The organism is Bombella mellum (assembly GCF_014048465.1).
GTDB lineage: Bacteria > Pseudomonadota > Alphaproteobacteria > Acetobacterales > Acetobacteraceae > Bombella > Bombella mellum.
Genome location: NZ_PDLY01000004.1, coordinates 68,312 through 93,975, shown reverse-complemented (window position 1 = coordinate 93,975; position 25,664 = coordinate 68,312). Strand labels below are relative to the sequence as shown.

The following is a 25,664-nucleotide window of genomic DNA, read 5'->3' as shown; positions in this document are numbered from 1 at the left end:
GGTGCCCCTGGCTGTTTCGGCCTGCTAGAAGGGCGGTCAGGTTCCTTCTTTGCGAGAATGGTTGACTGATGACAGATACATCCCTGCCGGTCTGCGTGGCCGCCCTCTATCATTTCACGGCGTTTGAGGATCACAGGGCCCTGCGCCAGCCCCTTCTGGAGCTGTGCCAGAAGGAGGGCGTGAAAGGCAGCCTGCTGCTGGCCCGTGAGGGCATCAATGGCACGATCGCCGGGCCTGATGCAGGCGTCGATGCCGTATTGGCCTACATTGACAGCCTGCCGGGCTGTGCCGGGTTTGATTACAAGAAGTCCCGGGCGAAGACGATGCCCTTCCTGCGCATGAAAGTGCGGCTGAAGAAAGAGATCGTCACGATGGGGCAGCCGGACATTGACCCTCATGTTTGCGTTGGCCGCTATGTCGAGCCGAAGGACTGGAATGCCCTGATCTCGGACCCTGATACGGTCGTGATGGACACACGCAACGATTATGAGGTGGCCATCGGCACCTTCCGGGGTGCCGTGGACCCGAACCTGAAGACATTCCGTGCCTTCCCGGAGTGGTTCCGTAACTGGCGGAAAGAGGTGGAGGCACAGGGCCGCACGCCGAAGATCGCCATGTTCTGCACGGGGGGCATACGGTGCGAAAAATCCACCGCTTTTGCCCGGCAGGAAGGGGTGGAGGATGTGTACCATCTGAAAGGCGGCATCCTGAAATATCTGGAAGAGATTCCAGAGGAAGAAAGCCTGTGGGATGGCGAATGTTTCGTGTTCGACCAGCGTGTGTCGGTCGGGCATGGGCTGAAACTGGGCAGGTATGACCTCTGCCATGCCTGCCGTGCGCCCATCAGTGCGGAAGACAAGGAGTCGCCCCAGTATGAGGAAGGTGTGAGCTGCCCGCATTGTTACGGGCAGAGAACGGATGCCCAGCGGCAGCGTTACCGTGAACGCCAGCGTCAGGCGCAGCTGGCGGCAGAACGGGGACAGGCCCATCTGGGGGATGAGGCGCAGGGCTGACCGGTTTTTTTCAGTCCCGGTCTGCCGTGGAAAAGGCGTCTCCCGAAACGGGGTGACGCCTTCATCTTGTTCAGAAATGCTCCCGTAGGGTCAGGTTGACGGACCGGCCCATGCCCAGAACAGCCCCGGGAGGGCTGCCCGCCGTGCTGACGGCCCGGCCCCCCAGCGGCAGGGCGTAACGCTGGTTCAGCAGGTTGTCGAGGCTCACATCCAGCTGAAGATGGCGGGACCAGTGATACCCGGCTCCGAGATTGAACAGCGCATAGCCGGGTGTCCGGGGCTCGTTGCGGACCCAGTCCACCGTGTGTTTGGCTTTGACAAGCACGACTTCCGCCATGCCGTGCCACGGGCCGAAATGCTCATGCAGGCGGATGGTCCCGTTGAGCGGCATCTGCTGGTACAGTCCCGAATGGGTCTTGAAGTCCTGCCCCCGCACCCAGTTCAGAGTGGCGGAGAGTTCCCCCGTGCCCCAGTGTGTATTGTCCCATAGGGTCGTCCGGCCAGAGGCGTTGATGCCGTAGTTCTGGGCATTGTGGTTGGCGAACTGGAGCAGGTTGAAACCCCGTGACAGGGCACCGATGCGCACGACGTTCATGTAATTGTGCGTGTAGGTGTAGAAAGGCTGGATCATGGCCTCCCACTGGTGGTCATCCGTATCGTGGAAGCGGAATGTCACGCTGGTGGTGTTGGCGACTTCAGGTTTCAGGTTCAGGTTGCCGACATAGCCGTTGCCATCACCAAACCAGTTGATCATCCGGGCCGTCATGCTGTCCCGGCTCCAGCCATAGCGTTCATACAGGTTGGGGGAGCGTGTCTTGCGGGCATAGCCGCCCTCAATGTTCAGATAGGCACTGGCCCTGTAGCGCAGAAGGGCCGTGACATCGAAATTGTCATCCGTGCGACCCCGGCGGGCACTGTTGAAGGCACGGGCGGCCGCCTGATTGGTGCTGCCCATGTTCATGCCGGACATGCCCATATCCGACATGTGGCCCATGCTCATCATGGACATGCCAGACATTCCTCCCATGCCCATGCTGCCCATTCCCATGTCATTCATGGAGGAGAGGCCCTGATAGGGAGAGACCGGGCCGGTATTCATCATGATGATGTCACTGCGCATGCCGAGTTCGGTGGAGAGGCGGGGCGTCCATTGGGCATTCCACTGGATGAAATGGCCAAGATGGTCCCGATGGGCACCGTTCAGGCTGTGGAACGCGCCCGGCCCCATCATCATGCTGCCCATGACGGGCGGCCACCAGTCATTGAGGCCATCATGACTGAAGGCACTGCCGACCTTGAGCTGATGGCGTCGCCCAAGCGGCATGGTGGCGACCAGACTGTAGCCTGCCGTCCGGCCATCGCTGTTCATGGGCATGCCGGTCGTGGCACTGTGGCCGCCCTTGTCGGCCAGCATGTTCATGGCATGGGTCACACGCTGCCAGTAGCCCCGGGCCTCCAGCGTCCCCCAGCTGAAGGTGCCGACATATTTGCCATTCACGAAGGTGGAGCGGTTGTTGGTCTCGTCCATGTACTGGTTGGGGAAACCCTCGTAGGGCGTGTCCTGCTGGCCGAATGTCAGGCTGAAGAGATGGTTCTTCAGTTTCAGGCCCGCCGTCACATCATGATTGAAGCTGAGATAGCTGCTGGAGAGAACCCGTCCGCCACGCCCTCCGGCGGTGTAATCGCTGGCATGGGTGTAGGAGCCGCTGTAGCGCAGGCTGAGCATGTCATTGGCAACCGTGATGGAACCACCGGCACCGGAGCCGCCGCCATTGCTGCGCCAGTCTTCTCTTCCATCGCCTGTCACGAGGATGTTGCCTTCCCGGGCGAACTGCGGGTCTTTCCGTTCCACGGAGATGGTGCCCCCCGTGCTGTCTCCGCCGAGGCTGACAGGCGTGATCCCGGCAATGGCCACGCTGTGGGACACTTCATCCAGGCTGATCTGCGAGAGGGCAGGATTCATGTGGTTGGGACAGTCCGCCATCAGGGGCATTCCGTCCACGAATGTGGCGACCCGGTCATCCGCCATGCCGTTGAGAACGGGCAGGCTGGCGATGCCGCCCGTTCTGTAGCTGCTGTAACCCGGCACGTCCCGGAACAGGGCCGCCGTGTCGGCTGCCTGCGTGAAAGGGCGTCGGATGGCTGTGATGCTGATCTCCTCAGTCGGTCGGTTGCTGGAGGAGGCTGGGGCCTGGCCAGGCTTCAGGGAGGTGGGGACCTGCCGGATGGGCGACATCTGCGGCCTGTCCGGGGCGCTGGTCGTGGTCCCAGGGCCGGGGAGGGAGGAGCCGGAGGCTGGCAGGGTCTGGGCGGTGGCCTGTCCGGCTGGCAGGATCACACCTCCCAGAAACAGGGTGGTCAGGGCCGGACGCACGATACGTCCACCCGTGCAACGGGGAAAAATAGACAAGAGTCATCCATTCTGAAGAAAACATGCGGAAAGGCCGACACGCAGCCTTCTTCAGGCCGGGCCGGTCAGGCGGATGCGTGGCTCAGGATGGTGACGGGTGGCCCACGGCCCGGTGGCCACTGGCGGGTCGGTTCTGGCGGTGCCTGTGCGGGAGGAACCGCCTGCCATATCTGGCGGGCCAGCCGGGTGCAGCTCAGCAGGACGGCAAGGACGGTCAGTGCGAGCAGGACATGGTCCAGCAGGGGGCAGAGGGGGCAGTCCAGCCCGTGATGGTGATGCCCGTCAGAATGATGATGGTCCATCAGCAGGGGAGCTGATGGTGCTGTCGGGCTGTGGGGATGGCAGTGCACCTGTGGCTTCGCACCCTGCCTCATGGTGGCATGGTCCATGCCCGGCATGGTGGCGGCAGGGAGGGCCTCTGGCCGGGGGGCGATGTCGATGCCTGTTAGCCGCAGGATGGCGGCCCGGGGGCTTTCATCGGGCAGGCTGGTGGCCGTGAGAAGGGTCTGTGCCCCGAATCCCAGCAGCATGACCAGTACCATGAGGAGGCGCAGCGGCGTCCAGCGGAACAGGGCGGAGGTCATCAGGCCGTGGGTGGAGAGAGCCTTCATCGGTCAGTGCCGGACCCCACCGGAGAGACAGGCCAGCAGCGTGCCCAGCATGATCAGCCCTACGCCCAGATAGGCCGTCAGGGACAGGGGCTGACGGAAGATGGTCACGCCGATGAGGACGATGCAGACGATCCCCACCCCGCACCAGACGGCATAGGCAATGCCAAGAGGGACGCATTTGAGGGCCTGTGCCAGACAGAAGAAGGCCGCTCCATAGAGCAGGAGCGAGCCGATGGTGGGCAGGGGCCTGCGGAACCCGTTGGAGATGTTGAGCAGGCTGGTCGCCAGAACCTCCAGCAGGATGGCCCCGAACAGGAAGAGCCAGGCGAGAAAAGGCGTCATGGCGACATCCTATATCAGGATTTCTTTTTTCTGCCACCTTTCCTGCCGGTGCCCTGCTGCGGCGTGGCTGGTGCCGGATCTTTTTTCCCGGCGGCCAGCATGGGGGCGAGGAACTGCCCGGTATGGCTCTCCTTGCAGGCGGCAATGTCTTCCGGCGTGCCGGTGGCGACAACCTGCCCACCGCCTGCACCGCCTTCCGGCCCGATGTCGATCACCCAGTCCGCCGTCTTGATGAGATCAAGGTTGTGCTCAATGACCAGCACCGTATTGCCCTGCTCCACAAGGGCATGAAGGACATTCAGCAGCTTGTGGACGTCTTCGGTATGCAGGCCGGTGGTGGGTTCATCCAGCACGTAGAGGGTCCGGCCTGTGGCACGGCGGGCGAGTTCCTTGGCGAGCTTCACACGCTGGGCCTCACCACCGGAGAGGGTGGTGGCCTGCTGGCCGAGGGCCACATAGCCCAGCCCCACCTGCTGGAGGATGGAGAGACGGTCCGCAATGCGGGGCACGGCACTGAAGAACGGCACGGCCTCGTCCACCGTCATGGCCAGAACGTCGGCAATGGACTTGCCCTTGAACTTGATTTCCAGCGTTTCCCGGTTGTAGCGGGCCCCCTTGCAGGTATCGCAGGTGACGAACACATCCGGCAGGAAGTGCATCTCGATCTTCAGTACGCCGTCACCCTGGCAGGCCTCGCAGCGTCCCCCCTTGACGTTGAAGGAGAAACGTCCCGGCTTGTAGCCCCGTGCCTTGGCCTCCGGCAGTTCGGCAAACCAGTCCCGGATGGGGGCGAAGAGGTCCGTATAGGTGGCGGGGTTGGAGCGGGGTGTCCGCCCGATGGGGGACTGGTCGATCTCGATGATCTTGTCGAGCTGCTCGGTGCCTTCCAGCCGTCCATAAGGGAGGGGGACGGCAGCGGACTTCATGATCTGCCGGGCCAGCCCCTTGTAGAAGGTGTCGGTGATGAGCGTGGATTTTCCGCTGCCGGAAACTCCCGTCACGGCGATGAAGGTGCCGAGCGGGAACTTCACGCTGACATTCTTGAGGTTGTTTCCCTTTGCCCCGTGGATGCTCACCCAGCGTCTGCTCTTGCGGCGGGTGGCGGGGACGGGAATGCCCCGGCGGCCGGCCAGCCATGCGCCCGTCAGACTGTCGGGATTCTGGGCGACCTCTTCCGGCGTGCCGCAGGCGATGACGTGCCCGCCCTGTGTTCCGGCTCCCGGCCCCATGTCGATGAGGTAGTCCGCCTGTCGGATGGCATCCTCGTCATGTTCCACGACAAGGACGGTATTGCCGAGATTCCTCAGCCGCTCCAGCATGGTGAGCAGGCGGGCATTGTCCCGCTGGTGCAGCCCGATGGAGGGTTCATCCAGCACGTAGAGGACGCCCGTCAGGCCGGAGCCGATCTGCGAGGCCAGCCGGATGCGCTGGCTCTCCCCGCCGGAGAGCGTGCCGGAACTGCGGGAGAGGGTGAGATAGTCCAGCCCCACACGGTCGAGGAAATGTAGCCGCTCGGTGATTTCCTTGAGGATGCGCCGGGCGATCTCGGCCCGCTGGGGTGTCAGGCTGGCCTCCACGGTGCTGAACCAGGCGAGGGCCTCGCTGATGGTCAGGTCCGAGGCCTCGGCAATGTTGCTGTCATTGACCTTCACGCAGAGGGCTTCCGGCCGCAGGCGGGCACCATGACAGGCCGGGCAGGGCATGGCGGACTGGTACCGGCCCAGGGCCTCCCGGACATGGACGCTGCTGCTCTGTGCCAGACGGCGTTGCAGATGGCTGATGATGCCTTCGAAAGGCCGGTGGATGGTGTGCGTTTTCCCTTTGCCATCCTGATAGGGGATGCTGACGGCTTCCGGCCCGCCATGCAGGAGGAACTGGCGTGAACTGTCCTTCAGCCTGTTCCATGGGGTGTCCAGCGTTTCCTCGCAATGGCGGGCCAGGGCGGCGAGGGTCTGGTCAAAGAGTGGGTCCTGCTCATTCCGCCACGGGGCGATGGCACCTTCCCGCAGGGTCAGGCTGTCATCGGGGATGATGAGGTTGGGGTCGAAATGCGTTTCCGTGCCCAGCCCGTCACAGGTCGGGCAGGCTCCCATCGGGGCGTTGAAGGAGAAGAGGCGGGGTTCCACGCTTTCCAGCATGAAGCCGGATTCCGGGCAGGAATAGCGGGAGGAGAAGGAGGCCTTCAACGGCTCACGGTCTTCCCCGCTGCGGAGGACTTCTTCGACGGAGGCCAGACCGTCCGAGAGTTCCAGGGCGGTTTCAAAACTGTCGGCCAGCCGGGTTTCCACACCGTCCTTCAGCACCACACGGTCCACCACGACATCCACGTTGTGGCGTGTCTTGCGGTTCAGCTTCGGGGCGTCGCCGATCTCGTAGAGCGTGCCGTCAATGCGTACACGGGCGAAGCCACGGCGGGTCAGCTCGGCCAGTTCCTTCGCACAGTCGCCCTTGCGGTCCCGCACGACCGGGGCCAGCAGCATGAGCCGTGTGCCGGCGGGCATGGCCATCACACGGTCCACCATCTGGCTGATGCTCTGGGCCTCGATGGGCAGGCCGGTGGCCGGGGAGTAGGGAACACCCGCCCGTGCCCAGAGCAGGCGCATGTAGTCGTGAATCTCGGTGATCGTGCCGACCGTCGAGCGTGGGTTACGGGAGGTCGTCTTCTGCTCGATGGAAATGGCCGGAGAGAGGCCCTCGATAGAATCAACATCCGGCTTGCCCATCAGTTCCAGAAACTGGCGGGCATAGGCGGAGAGGCTCTCCACATAGCGACGCTGCCCTTCAGCATAGATGGTGTCGAAGGCGAGGGAGGACTTGCCGGAGCCGGAGAGGCCCGTCAGCACGGTCAGCCTGTCCCGGGGGATGGTGACGTTGACGTTCCGCAGGTTGTGCGTACGGGCACCACGGACGATGATGTGGCTTGTGCTGGCAGGGCGGGCTGTGTCTGTCACGCTATGTCCTCATTACGGCCTTTGTGGCAGGTATGGATGCACGGGCGGTCCATCTGTGCAATATAGGCAATATGGGTACACGGTGCCAGAATCGAACCGTGGCAGTGAAAAGTTCCTGAGAGAAGTGGAAGAAGGCATATGGCAGGTAGCGTAAACAAGGTCATTCTGGTGGGGAATCTCGGGCGTGACCCGGAGGTCCGGAACACCCAGTCCGGCAGCAAGATCGTCAATCTGGCTATCGCTACCAGCGATACGTGGAACGACCGCAACACGGGTGAACGGCGTGACCGTACGGAATGGCACCGTGTTGTCATTTTCAACGAGCGTGTCGGTGACGTGGCGGAACGTTATCTGCGCAAGGGGCGCAAGGTCTATGTCGAGGGTGAGCTGCGTACCCGCAAGTGGACGGACCAGCAGGGCGTGGAGAAATACACGACCGAGGTCGTGATCGACCGTTTCCGTGGTAATCTTGTTCTGCTGGACAGCCAGCGCAGCGGTGGCGATGGCGGCGGCTATGGTGATGATGGCTATGACGGTGGTTATGGTGATGGCGGTGGCAGCTGGGGTGGTGGCGGTTCCGCTCCGGCGGGCCGTGGCGGTGCCGGTGGCGGCGGCCGTGGCCAGCAGGGTGGAAGCTTCGGTGGCGGTTCCAGCTCCGGCTGGGACAGCAGCTCTTCCGGTCATGGTGACCAGGGACTGGATGACGAGATTCCTTTCTGAACCTGTCCTGACGTGATGGATGGCCCGGTGTCATGGTGCACCGGGCCACAGTGGCGGGTCGGGCAGGGAGACGGGACATCCGGAGGATGAACGGGGTGAAAAACAGGGAGCGCATGGGGAGCATGCGGGCCGGTGTGGCACTGGTTCTGCTCGGAGGGCTGCTGGCTGGCTGTACCACGACGCCCCCACGGCACCCGGACAATATCTGCGACATCTTTCAGGAAAAACGGGGCTGGTACCATGCCGCCATGCGGCAGGAAGCGAAGTGGCACATCCCCGTGTCCGTCCCCATGTCCATCATGAACCAGGAATCAAGTTTCCGGGCCAATGCACGGACCAGACGGACCTACATACTCTGGATCATCCCGTGGGGGCACATCAGTACGGCCTACGGCTATGCCCAGGCCAAGAATGAGATATGGCATGACTACCAGCGGCAGACCGGGGCCGGTGGCAGCCGGACCGACTATGCCGATGCCCTCAATTTCATGAACTGGTACATCACCAACACCCGGAAGGTGGATGGCATCCCTGTGACGGATGCCACGAGGCAGTATCTGGCCTATCATGAGGGATGGACGGGGTACCGTCGTCGGACCTATGCCAGCAAGGGCTGGCTGGTGACGGTGGCCCGCAAGGTGGGCCACCGTACCCAAGAGTACCAGCAGCAGTATGATGCCTGCCGGGACAGGCTCAAAGGCGGCTGGTGGGAAAATTTCTGGGACTGGCTGTTCTGATCAGCCGCCTTTCTGCGGGCTTGTCAGGCCGTTGGCCAGAGCTGCCGCTGCGCCAGGGCTGTGCGGGGCTTTCGTGGGGGCACCATCCCGGCCATCATGGCGAGTGTGCGGGATGACGTTCCCGTCCATGAGGACGTAACGGAACTGGCCGTCCTTGATCTCGGCTAGGAAGATGTCTTCCAGCTTCTCGATGTTCCGGCGTTTCATGTCCTCCATGAGGTCTTCCTCGGAGAGGCCGACATCCTCAAGATCATTGGCACGGATCACGCCGTCATAATAGATGATGAGTGCCGGAAGTTTCTTCTTGTCCGTGATGGCAGTAATGGCACCGCTCGGCTCGACCTGCGCAAAGTATACATCATCGAAGGAGTAAATGCCCTGGATGTTGAGCTGCGAGGCGATATTGAGCATGTCGATCTTGTTGTTCTTGTCACGGATGTTTTCCATGAGGAAGCGGCCATCCTTTATGATCGGAATCTGCCTCCCGATGGTCACGTTTCTGAAGATGTTGATTTTTCTGCAGAAACGTGTCAGGGTGAGCAGGATACCGACCCCGATGAGCAGGGCGATGACATATTCATGAAAGGATATGTTCGTCGTGTAGAGAACACCGCCAACGAGCCCGCCGAGGATGAAGTTGCCGACAAGGTCGATGGCATTCATCTGGGAGACCTGACTGCGCCCAGAGATGTTGAGATAGGCGATGATGATGGCGAAGCCGGTTACCAGCTTCAGGAACATCCAGATGTTGAGTGCCAGATTCGGGAAAAGTTGGTGAATCATTGGGTGAACCTTGTGATGAAAAACGTGCAGGGCGGCCCTGGTGAGAGATGGACCTTACTGTCGTGCATGCGGGAATGCCTCTGCCATGTCATGCTATAAGGGCCATTAACAGTATTTCAAGGTGTTGCGATCTTTTTCCTGCCTGTTACTCTGGATGTAAAGAGGACAGGCATAGAAGTTTCAGAGACCGAATCAGGTAAGGCAAATAAGGAGCGTTCATGAGCAAGCACACGAATTTTCCGATTCCCGATCAGGCCCCTGCCGCCGTGCTGCCCACGGGGCGTCTCAAGATGATCATTTTCGACTGTGACGGCGTCCTGGTGGGGGGAGAGCATCTTTCCACGGCTCTCATGTCCGAGGATGCCCGCAGTCACGGCTGGGACATCAGTGACGAGGAAGGCAACAAGCTCTTCGGTGGTGGCGAGCTGGCCAAGATCGGCGAGATGATTGCCGAGAAGACGGGTGACAGGCTCCCGGACAACTGGGACATGATCATGCAGGACCGCATCGTGGAGATGATGCGGAAAAAGGCGAAGGAAGTGCCCGGTGCCACGAAGATGCTGCGTGATGTCGTCAATGAGATCCGCCTGCCGATCCGTGTCGGGTCCAATTCCTCGGAAGCGGAAATGGAAGCCAAGTTCTCCAGCACGGGTCTGGACATGATCCTGAAGGAAGAACGCATCCATTCCGGCCGTGACCTGAACATGCCCAAGCCCCGCCCCGACATTTACCTCTATGGGGCCGAGCAGGAGGGCATCGACCCGGCCCACTGCCTGGTGCTGGAAGATTCCGATGCCGGGGTCGAGGCCGCCCGCCGTGCCGGCATGGCCTGCGTGCTTCTGCGTGATCTCGACAAGCCTGCCCCGTCCTGGCCGGGCCTGCTGCGCATCGCCCATCTCGACGAGTTCGTGCCGCTGCTGAAGAAGATCATTGCGGCGCAGGACAAGCACCACGGGGGCTGAGAAGGCCCTTCCGGTCCGTTTTGTTCATGATCCTTCTGGAGACATGTTATGCTGACATATGATGGTCTGAAATCCCTGCCGGAGATCGTGGCTGGTCCTTCGTACGACGTACGCAAGGTGACGTCCGGCATCGTGCATTTTGGTGTGGGTAATTTCTTCCGTGCCCATCTGGGCTATTATGTGGACCGTGTTCTGGCCCTGCCGGACCAGCAGCACTGGGGCATCACCGGGGTCGGTCTGCGTTCAGGTGGAAATTCCGACAGGAAGGCCGAAGAGTTCCGGGCGCAGGAGGGGCTGTATTCCCTGACGGAGATTGCCGCTGACGGCAAGGCCGAGATCCGTGTCCTGGGGTGCCTGAAGGACTATCTCCAGGCCCCGGATGAGCCGGAAAAGGTGCTGGCCCTTCTGGCGGACAAGGCCACCAGGATCATCTCCATGACCATCACGGAGGGTGGCTACAACATTGATGAGACGACGGGGGAATTCCGCACGTCCCTGCCTGCCGTGCAGGAAGACCTGGCCAATCCGCAGAAACCCGGCACCATTTTCGGCTTTGTCGTGGAAGGGCTGCGCCGCCGCCGTGAGGCCGGTCATGGTGGGCTGACCGTCATGTCCTGCGACAATCTGCGCCATAATGGGGACGTGTCCCGCAAGGCGTTTGTCGGGTATGCCCGGGCCGTGGATGCTGACCTCGCCGAGTGGATCGACCAGAACGTGACCTTCCCCAATGCGATGGTGGACCGCATCACGCCGTCCGTCTCCGACGAGGGCAAGGCCAGGCTGAATGAGCGTAGCGGACTGGATGATCTTCAGCCGCTTCTTTCCGAGGATTTCATCCAGTGGGTGATCGAGGACAAATTTGCGGCAGGCCGTCCCGCCTTCGAGAAGGTCGGGGTGCAGTTTACGGATCAGGTCAGTGCCTATGAACATGCCAAGATCCGCATGCTCAATTCCAGCCATCTCATTCTCAGTGCGGCAGGCATGTTGCAGGGGCTGGAGCTTGTGGATCAGGTTCTGGGTGAGCCACGTGTGCATAAGTTTGTGGATTCTGTTCTGGAAAAGGACGTGATCCCCACTCTCAAGGCACCGCCGGGTGTGGACCTGCACAAATACAAGGCGACGCTGCTGACACGTTTCTCCAATGCGGCCATGGCTGACCAGGTGGCCCGTATTGCGTCGGATGCCACCTCCAAGGCCCAGGTGTTCTGGACGGAAACCGTCCGTGCCGTTCTGGAAGGTGGAAGGGACCGTGTCCGCATCGTGTACTGCATGGCCCTCCTGCTGGAGCTTCTGCGGGGCCGGAACGAAAAAGGCGAGCCGATCAGGCTGAGCGAGCCGTTCCTGACGGAAGAACAGCTGAAGACGGCTGCTTCCGATGATTATACGGCGTCCATAAGTCTTCCTGCCTTTGACAGCTGGCGTGATCTTCTGACACCGGAGATCGAACAGGAAATTGCCCGTGATCGGGAGGTGATCCGCAAGAAGGGTGTGCTTGCCAGCCTGCCCGTGTGAAACGTCGTCCGGGACATCCTGTCCTGATGGTCTGGGAGGGGGAGGCTTCGGCCTCCCCCTCTTTTTGTATCTGTGGTCATTTTTGTGGATAACTTTGTCCGTCCGATGGGTCTCTGAAGCCAGGGAGGGATGATCTTTTGCTTGCCCTGAGTGGGACATTAAATTTATGTTTAAGTTGGTACGGTCTTTGACAGCAAAAAAAGAATTAGATTACATACGGTTACAGGAAGTGTGTTCCCCGCCCCTGCGGGGATGAACCGGCAGGGTGTTGAGGTCTGGTCTTATGGGCCAGGTGTTCCCCGCCCCTGCGGGGATGAACCGGAGCCTCCGTCAAGCGCATTCCTAGGGTAAAAGTGTTCCCCGCCCCTGCGGGGATGAACCGCTACACGCAGCGGGACCTGCTCAGCGTGGCAGGTGTTCCCCGCCCCTGCGGGGATGAACCGGCTGGTGGTCTATTTCCAGTTCTTCTAGATCGGTGTTCCCCGCCCCTGCGGGGATGAACCGTCCCGGATAAACACCTGCTCAAAATCGAGCAGGTGTTCCCCGCCCCTGCGGGGATGAACCCAGATGCAGAATGGTGGTGCGGGTCGGGGAGCCGTGTTCCCCGCCCCTGCGGGGATGAACCTGGTCTGGGCTGTTTCCCTCTCGACAATGGACCGTGTTCCCCGCCCCTGCGGGGATGAACCGATTCTGGAGGTGTTGCGGCGGATCGAGAGAGAGTGTTCCCCGCCCCTGCGGGGATGAACCGCAACGGTGGATGCAGTTTGCTAAGGGCTTGCAGTGTTCCCCGCCCCTGCGGGGATGAACCGCAATTCACGAAACTTACCCGCTTCTTTCAGAGGTGTTCCCCGCCCCTGCGGGGATGAACCGGAGCGCATCCCGGAGATAGAGCAGGCCGGTGCGTGTTCCCCGCCCCTGCGGGGATGAACCGGTCCACACACGACCGACGCGGGCAGCTATCAAGTGTTCCCCGCCCCTGCGGGGATGAACCGGAGAGATCGCCATGACCAGCCTGATCTTCCCGGTGTTCCCCGCCCCTGCGGGGATGAACCGAACGATAGCGAATGGCGAGGCAGCCGCTAAAGGTGTTCCCCGCCCCTGCGGGGATGAACCGAAATCCCTTTTGTGGTTATGCATGCTCCCCCAGTGTTCCCCGCCCCTGCGGGGATGAACCTTAGATCTAAACTCACCCTGATCTCCAGTATAGGTGTTCCCCGCCCCTGCGGGGATGAACCGGTGGCCAAAATCTTGGACGATAGGGGCGATATGTGTTCCCCGCCCCTGCGGGGATGAACCGGATAGAGAGCCTGAAAACAGGTGGTTTTTCAGGTGTTCCCCGCCCCTGCGGGGATGAACCTGTATCTGTCTTTCTGCCAAACGGGCAACCCCGGTGTTCCCCGCCCCTGCGGGGATGAACCGAACTAGCATCAGAAATTGGCTGTTCACCACAAGTGTTCCCCGCCCCTGCGGGGATGAACCGCCACCCTGATTCAGCAGAGCGGGGCACTTCCTGTGTTCCCCGCCCCTGCGGGGATGAACCGCCACCCTGATTCAGCAGAGCGGGGCACTTCCTGTGTTCCCCGCCCCTGCGGGGATGAACCGCCAACAAATAACACCCCCTACTGGGACCGAACGTGTTCCCCGCCCCTGCGGGGATGAACCTCATTCTGGGGAGTTTCTGATGGCCGAGGATACGTGTTCCCCGCCCCTGCGGGGATGAACCGCAGAAAAAAACAGCTTGAGACGATAGGAGGGAGTGTTCCCCGCCCCTGCGGGGATGAACCGTGGACAGGGTAAACCTGAACAATCTGCGACAGGTGTTCCCCGCCCCTGCGGGGATGAACCGCGCATTGACAAGAACGGTCATATCATCTCATCGTGTTCCCCGCCCCTGCGGGGATGAACCGCATTGCCCGAACGCCTTCTAACCCTCTCAATTGTGTTCCCCGCCCCTGCGGGGATGAACCGAGGTCGCCCCCGGTCAGCCCCTCCAACTCATGGTGTTCCCCGCCCCTGCGGGGATGAACCGCGGATGGCGAATCCCCGCACGGCCCGCTGGAAGTGTTCCCCGCCCCTGCGGGGATGAACCGAACAATACGTCGTGCGGGTTGAACCTGTATCGGTGTTCCCCGCCCCTGCGGGGATGAACCGGCGTCATCCTCGCTCTCGCCGGACGCCCTGTCGTGTTCCCCGCCCCTGCGGGGATGAACCGGGGGCTGTGGGTGACGCCGTTGGATCTGTGGTGTGTTCCCCGCCCCTGCGGGGATGAACCGGAAAAAACGCCCTGTTGAGCCAATTCTTCCGGGTGTTCCCCGCCCCTGCGGGGATGAACCGTCCGACAGTCAGATATTACGATCTTACAATTAGTGTTCCCCGCCCCTGCGGGGATGAACTGCACAGAATGAGATCGGGAAATATCCGGCCCTGGTGTTCCCCGCCCCTGCGGGGATGAACCGTGCAATATGATGCACAGCTTAGCTATCCGCTGGTGTTCCCCGCCCCTGCGGGGATGAACCAGACAGGGCTAGGCTGGCCCCGGCCAGGGACCCGTGTTCCCCGCCCCTGCGGGGATGAACCGTGGCACCAGCGATCGCAAACGAGTGAGCGTGCGTGTTCCCCGCCCCTGCGGGGATGAACCGATCACATTACGGAGGCCGCCCAGACCTCCATTGTGTTCCCCGCCCCTGCGGGGATGAACCGCACGGGTACAGGTGGTTCTGCCTGACCTGCTAGTGTTCCCCGCCCCTGCGGGGATGAACCGAAGGAGCTCGATGCCTGGAAACTCCGAGGTCTGTGTTCCCCGCCCCTGCGGGGATGAACCGAGCCACTTGTGGCTCCCGCAGGCACAGACGCAGTGTTCCCCGCCCCTGCGGGGATGAACCGAATTGAAGTAAGGGGAGAGAAGGGAAACCTTTTCTCTCATGGTAGGAGCGAAACGATGAGCCGTATTTTTGATACAGACGTCGGACTGGTCATCTTTTTTTCCGTGGCAGGGATCATCAGCCTGCTGGGTGGCCTGTATCTGGGCTACACATGGTGAGGAGAATTGACATGACACCGGAACGCTTTCGGGAATGCCTGACCCTGATGAACTGGCCGCAGCGTGGGTTTGCCAGCATGGTGGACCGTGCGGAGGGTACTGTCCGTCAGTGGGCCAGAGGGAAAGTGATAGTCCCCGCTGATGTTGCCTCATGGCTGGAGAAGGTTGCGGCCTTTATGGCTGCCAATCCAGTGCCAGTGCGCCAGAGGGTGGAAGCATAGGCGGGGTTATTGCGGCGTTCCCGTACTCCCACCGCCTGTCTGCACTCCGTCATGCACATGCCGGTCCAGACTGATGCTCCCGCCGTGTTCCCCGCCCCTGCGGGGATTGTGGAGGAAAAACCTACTGTCCGTCCTGTGGCCTCTCACGGGGTCGCCAGAGCCATTCCAGAGCTTCGGGCAGGGTCTGCTCTATGGTGGGGCCGTCCACGTGCCGGGCGTTGCGGGAAAAGACGAACTGGTAGTCATAACCTTTATTCGCCAGGACACGGGCCAGATTCTCGCCAGCCAGCACCCAGTCATGCATGCCGTCCGGCATGGGGCGGACAGGGTAGAACAGGTCCTGATCCCCCACTTCGTACCAGATATGTAGGGGTGCTTTCGGGGCAGCTGGCATGAGGGCGGCTCCGGGCTGGGGAGGCATGGCTTGGGGAGTGCCCGCCCATGGGGAATGGAGCTGCCATCCGCCACCGGGCAGGGATGGGTCATGCGGCCATTGCTGGTTGACCAGTGATGGCGAATAGGCCAGCACCCGGTGATAGAGGTTGGGCCGGAACCACGCCATGGCAAAGGCCGCCGCCCCGCTGGAGCTGAAGCCCATGGTGGCCCGTTCTTCCGGATCGTGTGACAAGGTGATGCCGGCTTTCTGTTCCACGAGAGGCAGGATATGGGTTTCCACCCAGTCCGCATAATCGCCGGACATGGTGTCATATTCCCGGCCACGCTCGCTGCCCTGGGCATCGCCACCACCGGCACCCACACCAATGATGATCATGGGGGGAATGCGGTGTTCCGCCGTCAGCCTGTCCACCAGAGCAAACAGGTCCCGTCCCGGATAGATGCCATCATTGCCGCCATCACCAAAGATCAGGAAAGGCAGGGGCTGGCCGGTGGGTGTGTCAGGCGGGACATACACGTCCACCGTGCGGGTCCATGGGGACGGATGGGCACCGGGAACGTTCAGGATGGAGGGATCGCCGGGCTGGCTCGTGGAAACGTTCCTCATGCCCGTGGCGCAGGGTTCCGGTTCATCCCGCATGATGCCCGGATGGTAGCCACTGTTCGGGGATGATGTCAGCGTGAAACTGATGAGCCGTCCCCGGGCGGGCTGTACGTCCTGCCACTGGGCGGGGAGGGCGTGGGTCGGGCCAAGGATGAAGTTGCCGACTGCTTCCACCGGGGGGAGGGTCGTGTCGGGCAGGTCCGTGGCCTGAGGGTAGAGCGGATTGTGAGGATCATGCACGGGCATGGCCCCGATTCCGCTCAGGCCAGAGGTGTCAATGTAGAACGGTTTCTGCGGGTCCGTCGTATTGGCCTGTGGAGGCTGGAGGGCTTCCAGTGTCATGCAGTCGGCTGGGGCAGCCTGCGCCCGGGCGGAGATGGTGCCGTCCGGTGCCAGCATCAGGGTGCTGGCGAGCAGGCAGGCCTTCCAGAAACGGGGCACCTGACGGTGAAAGGATGAAAATGCAGACATGGACGCCACCACGGAACGGGAATGAAAGGTCGGTGGCCCCGAGGCTATCACAGTTCGGCTCATGGAAAAGCCATGCCGTTCCGAAAGGGCCGGTCCCGGGGTGTTGACGGGACCGGTGTGGCGGATGGTCAGCCCGGCTGGTGGGTGCTGATCAGCGTGGCCAGTTTTTCCGCATCCTGCGGGGACACGCCCTGGAGCGGACGGGGGAGCGCACCGGGTCCGGCCAGCCCCATGATCGTCGCCGCAGAGGCGATCACACGCAGGGAGCCACCATAACGGGCACTCATCTCCCAGAAGGGGGCGAAGACGGCCTCGATGCGGGCCACATCCTCTTTCTGGCCAGCCAGGGCAGCATCCGTCAGCTGGCAGGCCAGACGGGGGAACAGGCCACCCCATTCGGAGAACCAGATGCGGGCACCCTGCATCAGGGCACCGGCGGCGGTCGGATCACCGCTGATGCCGGGGGAGGTGCTTTCAGGCAGGGCAGGCAGCAGGCGTTTCATCCGGGCGGCAGCCTCTTCCGCCGTGGGGGAGCCGCTGGGAAGCTTGATGGAACGGACCTGCGGCAGCTGGCAGATGCGCCGCATCAGGGCATCGGAGAAATGGAACTGTGTCGTGCCGGGGGTGTCATAGACGACCAGCGGCACGGATACATGGCGGCTGACCGTTTCATACAGGGTGAAGACCTCTTCGTCCCGTAGGGGGAAGTAGCTCATTGGGGGCAGCAGCAGGGCCTTAGCACCGGCTTTCTGGGCGTCCTCGGCCAGCAGCAGTGTGTCCCGCAGGTTGATGGCCCCGATGCTGACCAGAACCGGTGTCGTGCCAGCGTGGCTGACAGCCAGTCGGGCGATCTTCTCCCGTTCTCCCCGGGTCAGGAAGGCATAGCTGCCGGTGGAACCGAGGGCACCGATGGAATCGACTTTCGCCTCGACCAGCCGGGTGATCAGTGTGGCGAAGCGGGCCTCATCGGGAGCGTCCTGGTGCATGGGGGTGATGGGGAAGGCACTCAGCCCTGTGAAGGAAAATGTCATGGTCTGTCCTTTCCGTGTACGGTCCGGTCATGATGGCGAGAAAAAGGCTGCTCCGTATAGAAGGAATGTGACAGTCCGTGGTTTCAGCGGGGCAGGGGGCCTGTCCGGTACCGGCCCGGTGTCGTACCGAATGTCCGGCGGAAGAGGCGGCCCATGTGGCTCTGGTCGGCAAAGCCTGCCTCCATGGCGGCCTGAAGGCTGCCGACACCGGCCCGCAGCTGCGTTTTCACATGGTTGAGCTGCTGGAGCAGACGGAATGTCTGCGGGGACAGGCCGTGATGACGCTGGAAACGGCGGGAATAGGCCTCCCGGCTCATGTTGGCCTGTCGGGCAAGGCTCTGGATGGACATCGTGAGCGGCATGTCCTGCATGGGCAGGGGAAGACGTGGTGGGGCGGCCAGATGGACATGGGATGGACGGTCACCAAGGCAGTGCCGGATGAGGGCGGCGCAGTCCGCCCGGTCCAGAGGGAGACCGGGCGTGAGATAGAGATTCAGGCAGAGTGTCTGCCCGACACGGGCCGGGTCGGCATCCTGCGAGATGTGGGGTGTGCCCGCAGGAATGAGCAGGGCCTGTCCCGCCGTGAGGTGGACGGGCTGACCTGCGATGAGAAAATGGCGGCATCCGGAGAGGATGAAGGCCAGCTGGTCTTCCTGATGGAAATGCAGCGGCAGGGCGAGCGTCGTGCCCCGGGCCATGCTCATCTCCTTTATGTCCGGCAGGTCAGCCCGCCAGTAATGCCACGGTGGGCTGGAGGGACTCGGGGAAGAGAAGGAAAGCATGGGAGGATTTCGGGGGCGTTTTCTGGTCCTGGACAGGGAAGCAGACTAGCCTGTCTGCGGCGGAAACGTCCATCGGAAGAATGGGTATATAAAAATAGAATGACCGGTCTATTTTTATGTGGACAGGATGAAACCGTTCTGTTAGATGGAAAGCATGACAGTTGCAGAGAAGCATGTTCAGGCCCGTCGCCGCATTCTGGAATCTGCCCGTCCCCTGATCGGGGTGCGGGGGTTTTCAGCCGTGGGGCTGAGCCAGATTCTGGAGGCTGCCAGCATCCCGAAAGGATCCTTCTACCATTATTTCGAGTCGAAGGAGCATTTCGGGGCTGCTCTTCTGGAACTCTATAACGAGCAGTACATGGAGAAACTGGATGCCCTCATCGCCCGTACGGGCATGACGGGGTTCGAGAAGCTGTCCGTCTATTGCCAGTGCTGGGTGGATGCCCAGCAGAACGGGTGCCTCAGCGAGAAGTGCCTCGTCGTCAAGCTGGCGGCTGAAGTGTCGGACCTTTCCGAGAGGATGCGTCTGATCCTTGAGGAAGGAACGACCGGTATCGTGGACCGTCTGGCCCTCATCATCGAGGAGGGGCAGAAGGACGGGTCCATCACCGGAGAGCTGCCAGCCCGGCAGATGGCTTCCGTGGTCTATCAGACGTGGCTCGGGGCCACTTTGCTGGTGAAGGTGACGCATCAGCCTGCCCCCTTCGAGGAGGCTTTTGCGGCCACAAGGCAGCTTGTGGCGACCTGATCGGGCCGGTTTCCCGCCATTTTGAGAGGATGGTGTGTTTTTCCGGTTCTGGACCTTTCATTTAAGAGATGACCGGTCTATTATTATGGTGATCTTCAGGTGAGAAAGAGAGGACGTCATGGACAACTTTGAATTCTATAACCCGACGAAAATTCTCTTTGGCAAGGGAATGATCGCCAGGCTGGATGAGCAGATCGACCGGCAGGCACGGGTTCTCGTCCTCTATGGTGGGGCCAGTGCCGAGAAGAGCGGTACGCTGGGTGAGGTCCGCAAGGCACTGGGGCAGCGGACATTCTGCGAATTTGGCGGGATCGAGGCCAATCCGACCTATGAGACGCTCATGAAGGCTGTCGAGGTCGCCCGTAAGGAGAAGGTGGATTTCCTTCTGGCCGTTGGTGGCGGCTCCGTCATGGACGGCACGAAGTTCGTTGCCGCTGCCGTGCCCTATCAGGGCGAGCCGTGGGAAATCCTGCTGAAACAGGGTGAGACGGTCCAGAAGGCCCTGCCGCTGGGAACGGTCGTGACCCTGCCCGCCACCGGGTCGGAGATGAACAGCATTGCCGTGATCTCCCGCAAGGAGACGGGCGACAAGCTGGCCTTCTCGAACCCGCACGTCTTCCCGGTCTTTTCCATTCTGGACCCGACCCGCACCTTCAGCCTGCCGTCCCGTCAGGTGGCCAATGGCGTGGCGGATTCTTTCGTCCATGTGATGGAAGCGTACATGACCCTGCCGCAGGATGCGATGGTGCAGGACCGCTACGCTGAGGGCCTGCTGCTGAGCCTGCATGAGATTGCCGGACGCATCACCAGTGCCCCTGCCGACGACTATGACCTGCGTGCCAACCTGATGTGGGTGGCGACACAGGCCCTGAACGGTCTCATCGGGGCGGGCGTGAAGCAGGACTGGGCCACCCATGCCATCGGCCATGAGCTGACGGCGAAATATGGAATCGATCATGCCCGCACGCTGGCCATCGTCTTCCCGGCCATGCTGAAGGAACGCCGGGAACAGAAACGGGCCAAGCTGCTGCAATATGCCACCCGTGTTCTGGGCCTGACGGAGGGTACGGAGGATGAGCGCATTGATGCCGCCATCGCCCGTATCGAGGCCTTCTTTGAAGGGCTGGAGATTCCTGTCCGCCTGTCCGCCTACGACATCGACCGTGCTGGCATTGACCCCATCATTGCCCAGCTGGAAGAGCACGGCATGACGGCTCTTGGTGAAGATCAGGAGATCACGTCAGAAATCAGCCGCAAAGTTCTGGAAAGAAGTTTGTAAGGTCCCAATATCTGATCAGGAGGCCGGCACGGTTCCGTGTTGCCGGCTCCTGGTCAGCCCTACCGGACAGCGTTCCCGGCTGTCCGGGTCACACAAGGCTCCGCCACTGGCGTCCTGAGAGGAGCGAGGTGTATCATGGCATTCGCCACTATCAATCCCTATACGAACGAAGTCGTCAAAGAGTTTCCCGAGGCTACTGAACAGGATGTTCAGGCCGCCCTGGCCAGAGGGCATGAGGCCTACGAGGCATGGAGGGAGACCAGCTTCGAAGAGCGCGCCAAGCTCATGAAGAACATCGGTGCCCTGCTGCGCCGTGATGCCGACAAGCTGGCCCGTCTGGCCGCGCTGGAGATGGGCAAGGTGCTGGCCGAGGGCAAGGGTGAGGTGCTCCTGTCTGCGGAAATCTGCGAATATTACGCAGAGAATCTTGCGGAGCTTCTGAAGCCGGAAGAACTCAAGGTCTCCGACCCGAAGGTAGGCCGTGCGACCCTGGTGTACGAGCCGCAGGGCATCGTGCTGGCCATCGAACCCTGGAACTTCCCTTACTATCAGGTGCTGCGCATCGTTGCTCCGCAGCTTTCTGCCGGCAATGCGGTCATTCTCAAGCATGCGGCCAACCTGCCCCAGTGTGCGGCTGCCTGCCAGGAGCTGGTCGAGGAGGCCGGTGCACCGAAGGGCCTGTTCCAGAACCTGTACATGCCGCACAAATTCACGGAAATGGTGCTGGATGACCCCCGTACCTGCGGCGTTGCGCTGACAGGGTCCGAGGGTGCCGGGTCCATCGTGGCCGGTACGGCTGGCAAGGCCCTCAAAAAGGCGACGATGGAACTGGGAGGCAGCGATGCCTTCATCGTTCTGGATGATGCCGACCTTGAGAAGACCGTCAAATGGGCCGTGTTCGGCCGCCACTGGAACGCCGGTCAGGTCTGCGTGTCCGCCAAGCGCATCATCGTGGTGGACAGCCTCTATGACCGTTTCGTGGAGCTGTACAAGAAGGGCGTCGCTGAGCTGAAGGCCGGTGATCCGATGGACCCGAACACCACCTTTGCTCCGCTGTCCTCCCAGAAGGCTGCGGATGACCTGCGGGAGCTGGTCCAGAAGGCTGTCAAGCAGGGTGCTAAGGCCGAGACGGTCCCCGTGCCCGTGCCCAACCAGGGGGCTTTCTTCCAGCCCGTCATCCTGACCGGACTGGATGAGAACAACGAGGCCCGTCACTGGGAGTTCTTCGGCCCGGTCACGCAGCTTTACCGTGCGAAGGATGAGGATGATGCCGTCCGCATCGCCAACGATTCCCCCTACGGGCTGGGTGGTTCCATCTTCTCCAAGGATGAGGCCCATGCACTCCGTGTGGCGTCCAGGCTCCGTACCGGCATGGTGTTCATCAACCATCCGACGGGCACCAAGGCTGAACTGCCTTTCGGTGGCATCGCCCGTTCCGGCTTTGGCCGGGAGCTGATGGCCCTTGGCATCAAGGAGTTCGTGAACCACAAGCTCATCAACGTCGTGGATATTGACGCTCCGTTCTGAGGGACGGGCTGGTCCGTATCTTCGGGCATGAAAAAGGCGGCTCCATCACGGAGCCGCCTTTTTTCGTGTCTGGAGGGTTTTTACCGCCCCAGCATGGAGCCCATGACACCATCACGCCGGATGATGCCGTGCAGCAGGGCAGCACCGATATGGGCGAGGATGAGCAGGATCAGCCCATAGGCCAGAAGGCTGTGCAGGCAGCGCAGGGCACCCCACAGATGGGGATGGAAGCCCATGAGCGGCGGGATGTGGCAGCCACCCCACAGGGTGATCGGGTATCCGCCAGCCGAGAGCATGGCCCAGCCGACCAGCGGCAGGGCGATGATGAAGCCATAGAGCAGGATGTGGGAGAGATGGGCGGCCAGCTTCATGGGGCCGGGCATGTCCATCGGCAGGGCGGGGGTGCGGTTGGCAAACCGGTTGATGAGCCGGACGATCACCAGCAGCAGGAGCAGGAAACCCACCGTGCGGTGCAGCGTGAAGAGACTGGAATAGTGGACGGCGGAGTCATGCGCCATGATCAGCCCGACGAAGAGCATGATGATGATGAGGGCCGCCATCACCCAGTGCAGCAGGATGGAGAGGCGGGGGAAGGGAGCGGCATTGCCCGTATTCTGTGGAAACGACATGGTTTACTGGCCTTTTCCGTCCGGGGTGAGGGTGGGGTTGTTGATGTCGCCCGGCGTGACCATGCTGGGCGTCTTGTGCTCGGCAGACCGGGTCGCATAGGACTTCATGTAGACTGACGAGCGCAGGCCCAGCAGAGGGTCGTCAGAGACGCCGATTCCGTCCGGCAGGATGGTGGGGTCGAACACCATGGGGCCACAGGGGCTTTCATCCTCGCTGTAGGCCTTTGTGAACGTCACCGTGCCGACCGTCACCTTCTGGTCGGCATCATTCCAGGGCTGGCTGGGGTCATTGACCGGGTCACCATCACGGGCGATCGTGGCGACGATGTCCCAGCTGAGCGGCCGCTGGTCCAGCGTCTGGACCAGCCGCTTGAAGAGATAGTTGCCATCATTGACACTGCTGTCAGCAGCCGGACGGAAAGGCTCCCTGGCCACGGCAGACCAGCGGACGGTCGTCTTCTTTCCCGCTTCGTCCGTCAGGATGAAGCTGTCGAGGCTGTTGTAGGTGTCGTTGGTCAGGTCGGACGTCTGCTTGTGAGACTTTGCCTGCTCGAAGGCCGTTTTCAGCCAGGGACGCTGGGCTGCATAGGCTCGGATGGCGGCCGGGTCCGGCTTATGGGTTGCAGGGTCCAGCCGGGCCGCCTTGAAGAAAGCGTAGGCATCGTCAACGTCCCGCATGGCCTGGAGAGGCGCATCCACCAGGGCCATCCGCCAGTCTTCTCCGGCTGGAGTGCGTATCTGCATGGCCAGACTGCGGGCCACGGCCGGGTTGTCCGGCAGGTAGGGAAGCGGTGGAGCCAGCGAGAAACGACCCATGACGGGCAGGTGCTCACCCCTGAAGATGCCGGAGCGGGACAGGGCACGGCCCTCCGGTGTGGGGTCGAACCAGCCGGTGGCGCACATGCCCTTGGCATGGGCACGGCGGAAGCCTCTGTCCAGTGCTCCGGCCTTCTGGAATCGCTGCATGAAGTGGGAAGGAGATACGGCGGCCGGACTGAAAACGCCAGCCGCCCAGGCCATCAGGCCACCCAGACAGAGTGGCGGCAGTACGACCGCTGCCCAGCGGGCCGGGCTGCCCTTGCGGGGGGAATGCGCCATTGGATGATCTTTCTAACAGATGATGGAACTCTGTCCTCAGGCTGTATCAGATGTCATCAGTGACGGGAAGAAAAGCAGATGCTGTGCCCCAGAAGACTCCACCCGCCGGACGGGGCGGGTGGAGCTGTTCTCTGCCTCAGGGCATCGCCCCGATGGGGAGCGGCTTGAGGTGGGCATTGGTGCCACGGCCTACGGCATCCGGGGCATCATGGGTCAGGTCCTCATGAGCTTCAGGATGTTCGGAGGCATTGACGTCACCAACCTGCCTGGGATGGTGCAGCCCTTCATACTGGAAGGCGCCGACTGACAGTGTCTCGGCCATCGTGGGAAGGTTCTTGGAGTTCCACCCGCCGCCGAGGCTGCGGATCAGCGAGACGTCAGCCTGATACAGCCTTGTGGCCACCTCCACCTGCGTGATGCGGCTGTGAAGGGTGTTTTCCTGGCTGAAAATGGCATCCAGATAGGTTCCGACACCGCCCTGATAGAGCGTCATGGTCATGTTCTGGGTTTCCAGATTGGCGTTGACGGCCTTTTCCAGAGCCTGGTTTTCCAGATTCAGGCGGTTGGTGCGGGAGAGGCCATCCTCCACTTCCCGGAAGGCGGAGAGGACGGTCGTGCGGTACTGGTCCCGTGTCTCCCGATAGGCGGACCATGACCGCTGGAGTTCCGCCCGATGCACGCCGCCATCAAAGAGCGGAATGTTCATGCGGGCACCGTAGGTCCAGAGCGAGTTGGCCAGATTGGCCAGCTTGAAGCCGTTGGCCTCGAATCCGGCATCCGCATTGAGGGAGAAATGCGGATAGAAGGCGGCACGGGCGATGCCGATGGCCCGGTTGGCCTGGGCCATCTCACGCTCCGCACTGGCAATGTCGGGCCGCCGCTGGAGCAGGCCTGAGGGCACGCCCGCCGGAATGTTGGGCTGGTGGAAGTCCAGTGCCTTGACCGGGTCGATGTGGAAGCTGGAGGGCGCACTGTTGGTCAGCACGGCGATGGCATGTTCCGTCACCTCACGGGCTGCCTGGATGTCATACAGGGCGGCCTGCGTGGTGTAGAGCTGGGCTTCCGCCCGGGCGAGGTCCAGCCGGGGGGCCGCCTTGTATTGCAGCTGGGTGCGGGTGACATCCAGTGCCCGGTTATAATAGGCGATGGACTGCTGGTAGATGGCGATCTGCGCATCATAGCCACGCAGCTGGATGTAGTCGGTGGCCAGCTCGGCCTCCAGGCTCAGCCGTGCCATGGCGAAGCGGGCGGCCTCCTGCTGGGCGGCCTGCCGGTTCATGCGGACACGGTTGCGGATGGCGGACCAGATGTCCGGTTCCCACGAGGCCAGCCCGGCATATTCTTCCTGCGTCTGGGTCAGCGTGGCCCCGTTGCGGAAGAGCCTGTCTGCCGACTGCTTGTTGTCCGATCCGCCCGCATCAAGGCTGAGATGCGGGAGCAGGTCCGCCCGGGCCTTGGCCACAAGGGAGCGGGACTGAAGGAAACGCTCGGCGGCGGCCTGGAGGTCGCCATTCTCGGCAATGGCCCGGTCTTCCAGCGCATTCAGCAGCGGATCGTGAAAGAGCGTCCACCAGTCACTGGGGAGGGTGGCATCGGCGGGCTGCGCCACGGCGAAGGGAGCCTGTCCCTGCCAGCTGTCCGGCACGACAAAGTGTGGCGGTTCGTAGCGTGGGGCGAGGTCGCAGGCACCGAGGCCCGTCAGGGCCAGCAGGCTGCCACCAAGGGCAGCCCGGCGGGCAAGACGGCCCAGCCTGCGGCGGGTCTTCTTCATGGAGGAAAAACGGTCAGAGATCATGG

21 protein-coding genes and 1 CRISPR repeat array are annotated in these 25,664 nt (G+C 62.1%); of the genes, 9 read left to right on the top strand and 12 right to left on the bottom strand.

Annotation, left to right across the window (positions count from 1 at the left end):
* Positions 1-68 precede the first annotated feature (68 nt).
* The gene (trhO, locus tag CPA56_RS06985; RefSeq protein WP_182041294.1) at positions 69-1,013 is read left to right on the top strand and encodes an oxygen-dependent tRNA uridine(34) hydroxylase TrhO; all 945 of its coding nucleotides are present in this window, start codon (positions 69-71) and stop codon (positions 1,011-1,013) included.
* A gap of 70 nt (positions 1,014-1,083) precedes the next feature.
* Here the strand turns inward: trhO and CPA56_RS06980 are convergent, their stop codons facing one another.
* From CPA56_RS06980 to uvrA, 4 genes are all read right to left on the bottom strand, one after another.
* Entirely contained in the window at positions 1,084-3,249 is a 2,166-nt protein-coding gene (locus CPA56_RS06980) for a TonB-dependent receptor (protein WP_182041456.1), read from the bottom strand.
* A gap of 239 nt (positions 3,250-3,488) precedes the next feature.
* Positions 3,489-4,034, bottom strand: a complete 546-nt coding sequence (locus CPA56_RS06975; RefSeq protein ID WP_182041293.1) for a DUF2946 family protein — start codon at positions 4,032-4,034, stop codon at positions 3,489-3,491.
* Positions 4,035-4,037: 3 nt separating this feature from the next.
* Positions 4,038-4,376 (bottom strand): DMT family transporter, encoded by a 339-nt coding sequence (locus CPA56_RS06970; RefSeq protein ID WP_043558985.1) that lies wholly within the window; start codon positions 4,374-4,376, stop codon positions 4,038-4,040.
* 14 nt (positions 4,377-4,390) lie between these two features.
* On the bottom strand, positions 4,391-7,327 hold the full coding sequence (gene uvrA / locus CPA56_RS06965) for an excinuclease ABC subunit UvrA (RefSeq protein WP_182041292.1): 2,937 nt from the start codon (positions 7,325-7,327) through the stop codon (positions 4,391-4,393).
* A gap of 138 nt (positions 7,328-7,465) precedes the next feature.
* On the opposite strand from uvrA, the gene ssb reads away from it, so the two are divergent.
* Positions 7,466-8,047, top strand: a complete 582-nt coding sequence (gene ssb, locus CPA56_RS06960) for a single-stranded DNA-binding protein (RefSeq protein ID WP_182041291.1) — start codon at positions 7,466-7,468, stop codon at positions 8,045-8,047.
* Between the two features lie 86 nt (positions 8,048-8,133).
* A complete protein-coding gene (locus tag CPA56_RS06955; RefSeq protein ID WP_229707494.1) occupies positions 8,134-8,784 on the top strand; it encodes a transglycosylase SLT domain-containing protein in 651 nt (216 codons plus the stop codon).
* Here CPA56_RS06955 and CPA56_RS06950 read toward each other — a convergent pair whose 3' ends face one another.
* Complete coding sequence (locus tag CPA56_RS06950) at positions 8,785-9,567, bottom strand: DUF421 domain-containing protein (RefSeq protein WP_229707492.1); 783 nt, start codon at positions 9,565-9,567, stop codon at positions 8,785-8,787.
* A gap of 290 nt (positions 9,568-9,857) precedes the next feature.
* Between CPA56_RS06950 and CPA56_RS06945 the strand changes: the two genes are divergently transcribed.
* The 3 genes from CPA56_RS06945 (at position 9,858) to CPA56_RS06935 (ending at position 15,302) form a co-directional block, all read left to right on the top strand.
* Complete coding sequence (locus CPA56_RS06945) at positions 9,858-10,529, top strand: HAD family hydrolase (RefSeq protein WP_182041453.1); 672 nt, start codon at positions 9,858-9,860, stop codon at positions 10,527-10,529.
* A 48-nt stretch (positions 10,530-10,577) separates the two neighbouring features.
* Positions 10,578-12,041 carry a mannitol dehydrogenase family protein gene (locus CPA56_RS06940; protein ID WP_182041290.1) on the top strand — a complete coding sequence of 488 codons (1,464 nt, stop codon included), beginning with the start codon at positions 10,578-10,580 and terminating at the stop codon, positions 12,039-12,041.
* 231 nt (positions 12,042-12,272) lie between these two features.
* Positions 12,273-14,924: a CRISPR direct-repeat array (repeat unit 29 nt; unit sequence GTGTTCCCCGCCCCTGCGGGGATGAACCG).
* Positions 14,925-15,092: 168 nt separating this feature from the next.
* Positions 15,093-15,302, top strand: coding sequence for a nuclease (locus CPA56_RS06935; protein ID WP_182041289.1), 210 nt, complete (start codon positions 15,093-15,095; stop codon positions 15,300-15,302).
* A gap of 6 nt (positions 15,303-15,308) precedes the next feature.
* Here the strand turns inward: CPA56_RS06935 and CPA56_RS09610 are convergent, their stop codons facing one another.
* From CPA56_RS09610 to CPA56_RS06920, 4 genes are all read right to left on the bottom strand, one after another.
* Positions 15,309-15,449: a hypothetical protein gene (locus CPA56_RS09610; protein WP_407645659.1), complete on the bottom strand. Its 141-nt coding sequence runs from the start codon at positions 15,447-15,449 to the stop codon at positions 15,309-15,311.
* Positions 15,424-16,773: an alpha/beta hydrolase gene (locus CPA56_RS06930; protein ID WP_229707490.1), complete on the bottom strand. Its 1,350-nt coding sequence runs from the start codon at positions 16,771-16,773 to the stop codon at positions 15,424-15,426. The genes CPA56_RS09610 and CPA56_RS06930 overlap by 26 nt, the downstream gene beginning before the upstream one ends.
* 128 nt (positions 16,774-16,901) lie before the next feature.
* Entirely contained in the window at positions 16,902-17,804 is a 903-nt protein-coding gene (locus tag CPA56_RS06925) for a dihydrodipicolinate synthase family protein (RefSeq protein WP_182041288.1), read from the bottom strand.
* Between the two features lie 83 nt (positions 17,805-17,887).
* On the bottom strand, positions 17,888-18,508 hold the full coding sequence (locus CPA56_RS06920) for a helix-turn-helix transcriptional regulator (RefSeq protein WP_182041287.1): 621 nt from the start codon (positions 18,506-18,508) through the stop codon (positions 17,888-17,890).
* Positions 18,509-18,740: 232 nt separating this feature from the next.
* Between CPA56_RS06920 and CPA56_RS06915 the strand changes: the two genes are divergently transcribed.
* From CPA56_RS06915 to CPA56_RS06905, 3 genes are all read left to right on the top strand, one after another.
* Entirely contained in the window at positions 18,741-19,334 is a 594-nt protein-coding gene (locus CPA56_RS06915) for a TetR/AcrR family transcriptional regulator (RefSeq protein WP_182041286.1), read from the top strand.
* Positions 19,335-19,452: 118 nt separating this feature from the next.
* A complete protein-coding gene (locus CPA56_RS06910) occupies positions 19,453-20,613 on the top strand; it encodes an iron-containing alcohol dehydrogenase (RefSeq protein ID WP_182041285.1) in 1,161 nt (386 codons plus the stop codon).
* 135 nt (positions 20,614-20,748) lie between these two features.
* Complete coding sequence (locus tag CPA56_RS06905; protein ID WP_182041284.1) at positions 20,749-22,140, top strand: NAD-dependent succinate-semialdehyde dehydrogenase; 1,392 nt, start codon at positions 20,749-20,751, stop codon at positions 22,138-22,140.
* Between the two features lie 80 nt (positions 22,141-22,220).
* Here the strand turns inward: CPA56_RS06905 and CPA56_RS06900 are convergent, their stop codons facing one another.
* From CPA56_RS06900 to CPA56_RS06890, 3 genes are all read right to left on the bottom strand, one after another.
* Complete coding sequence (locus tag CPA56_RS06900; protein ID WP_182041283.1) at positions 22,221-22,769, bottom strand: cytochrome b; 549 nt, start codon at positions 22,767-22,769, stop codon at positions 22,221-22,223.
* 3 nt (positions 22,770-22,772) lie between these two features.
* Positions 22,773-23,867 (bottom strand): catalase, encoded by a 1,095-nt coding sequence (locus CPA56_RS06895; RefSeq protein ID WP_182041282.1) that lies wholly within the window; start codon positions 23,865-23,867, stop codon positions 22,773-22,775.
* Positions 23,868-24,003: 136 nt separating this feature from the next.
* On the bottom strand, positions 24,004-25,662 hold the full coding sequence (locus CPA56_RS06890) for an efflux transporter outer membrane subunit (RefSeq protein ID WP_407645665.1): 1,659 nt from the start codon (positions 25,660-25,662) through the stop codon (positions 24,004-24,006).
* Positions 25,663-25,664: the final 2 nt, after the last annotated feature.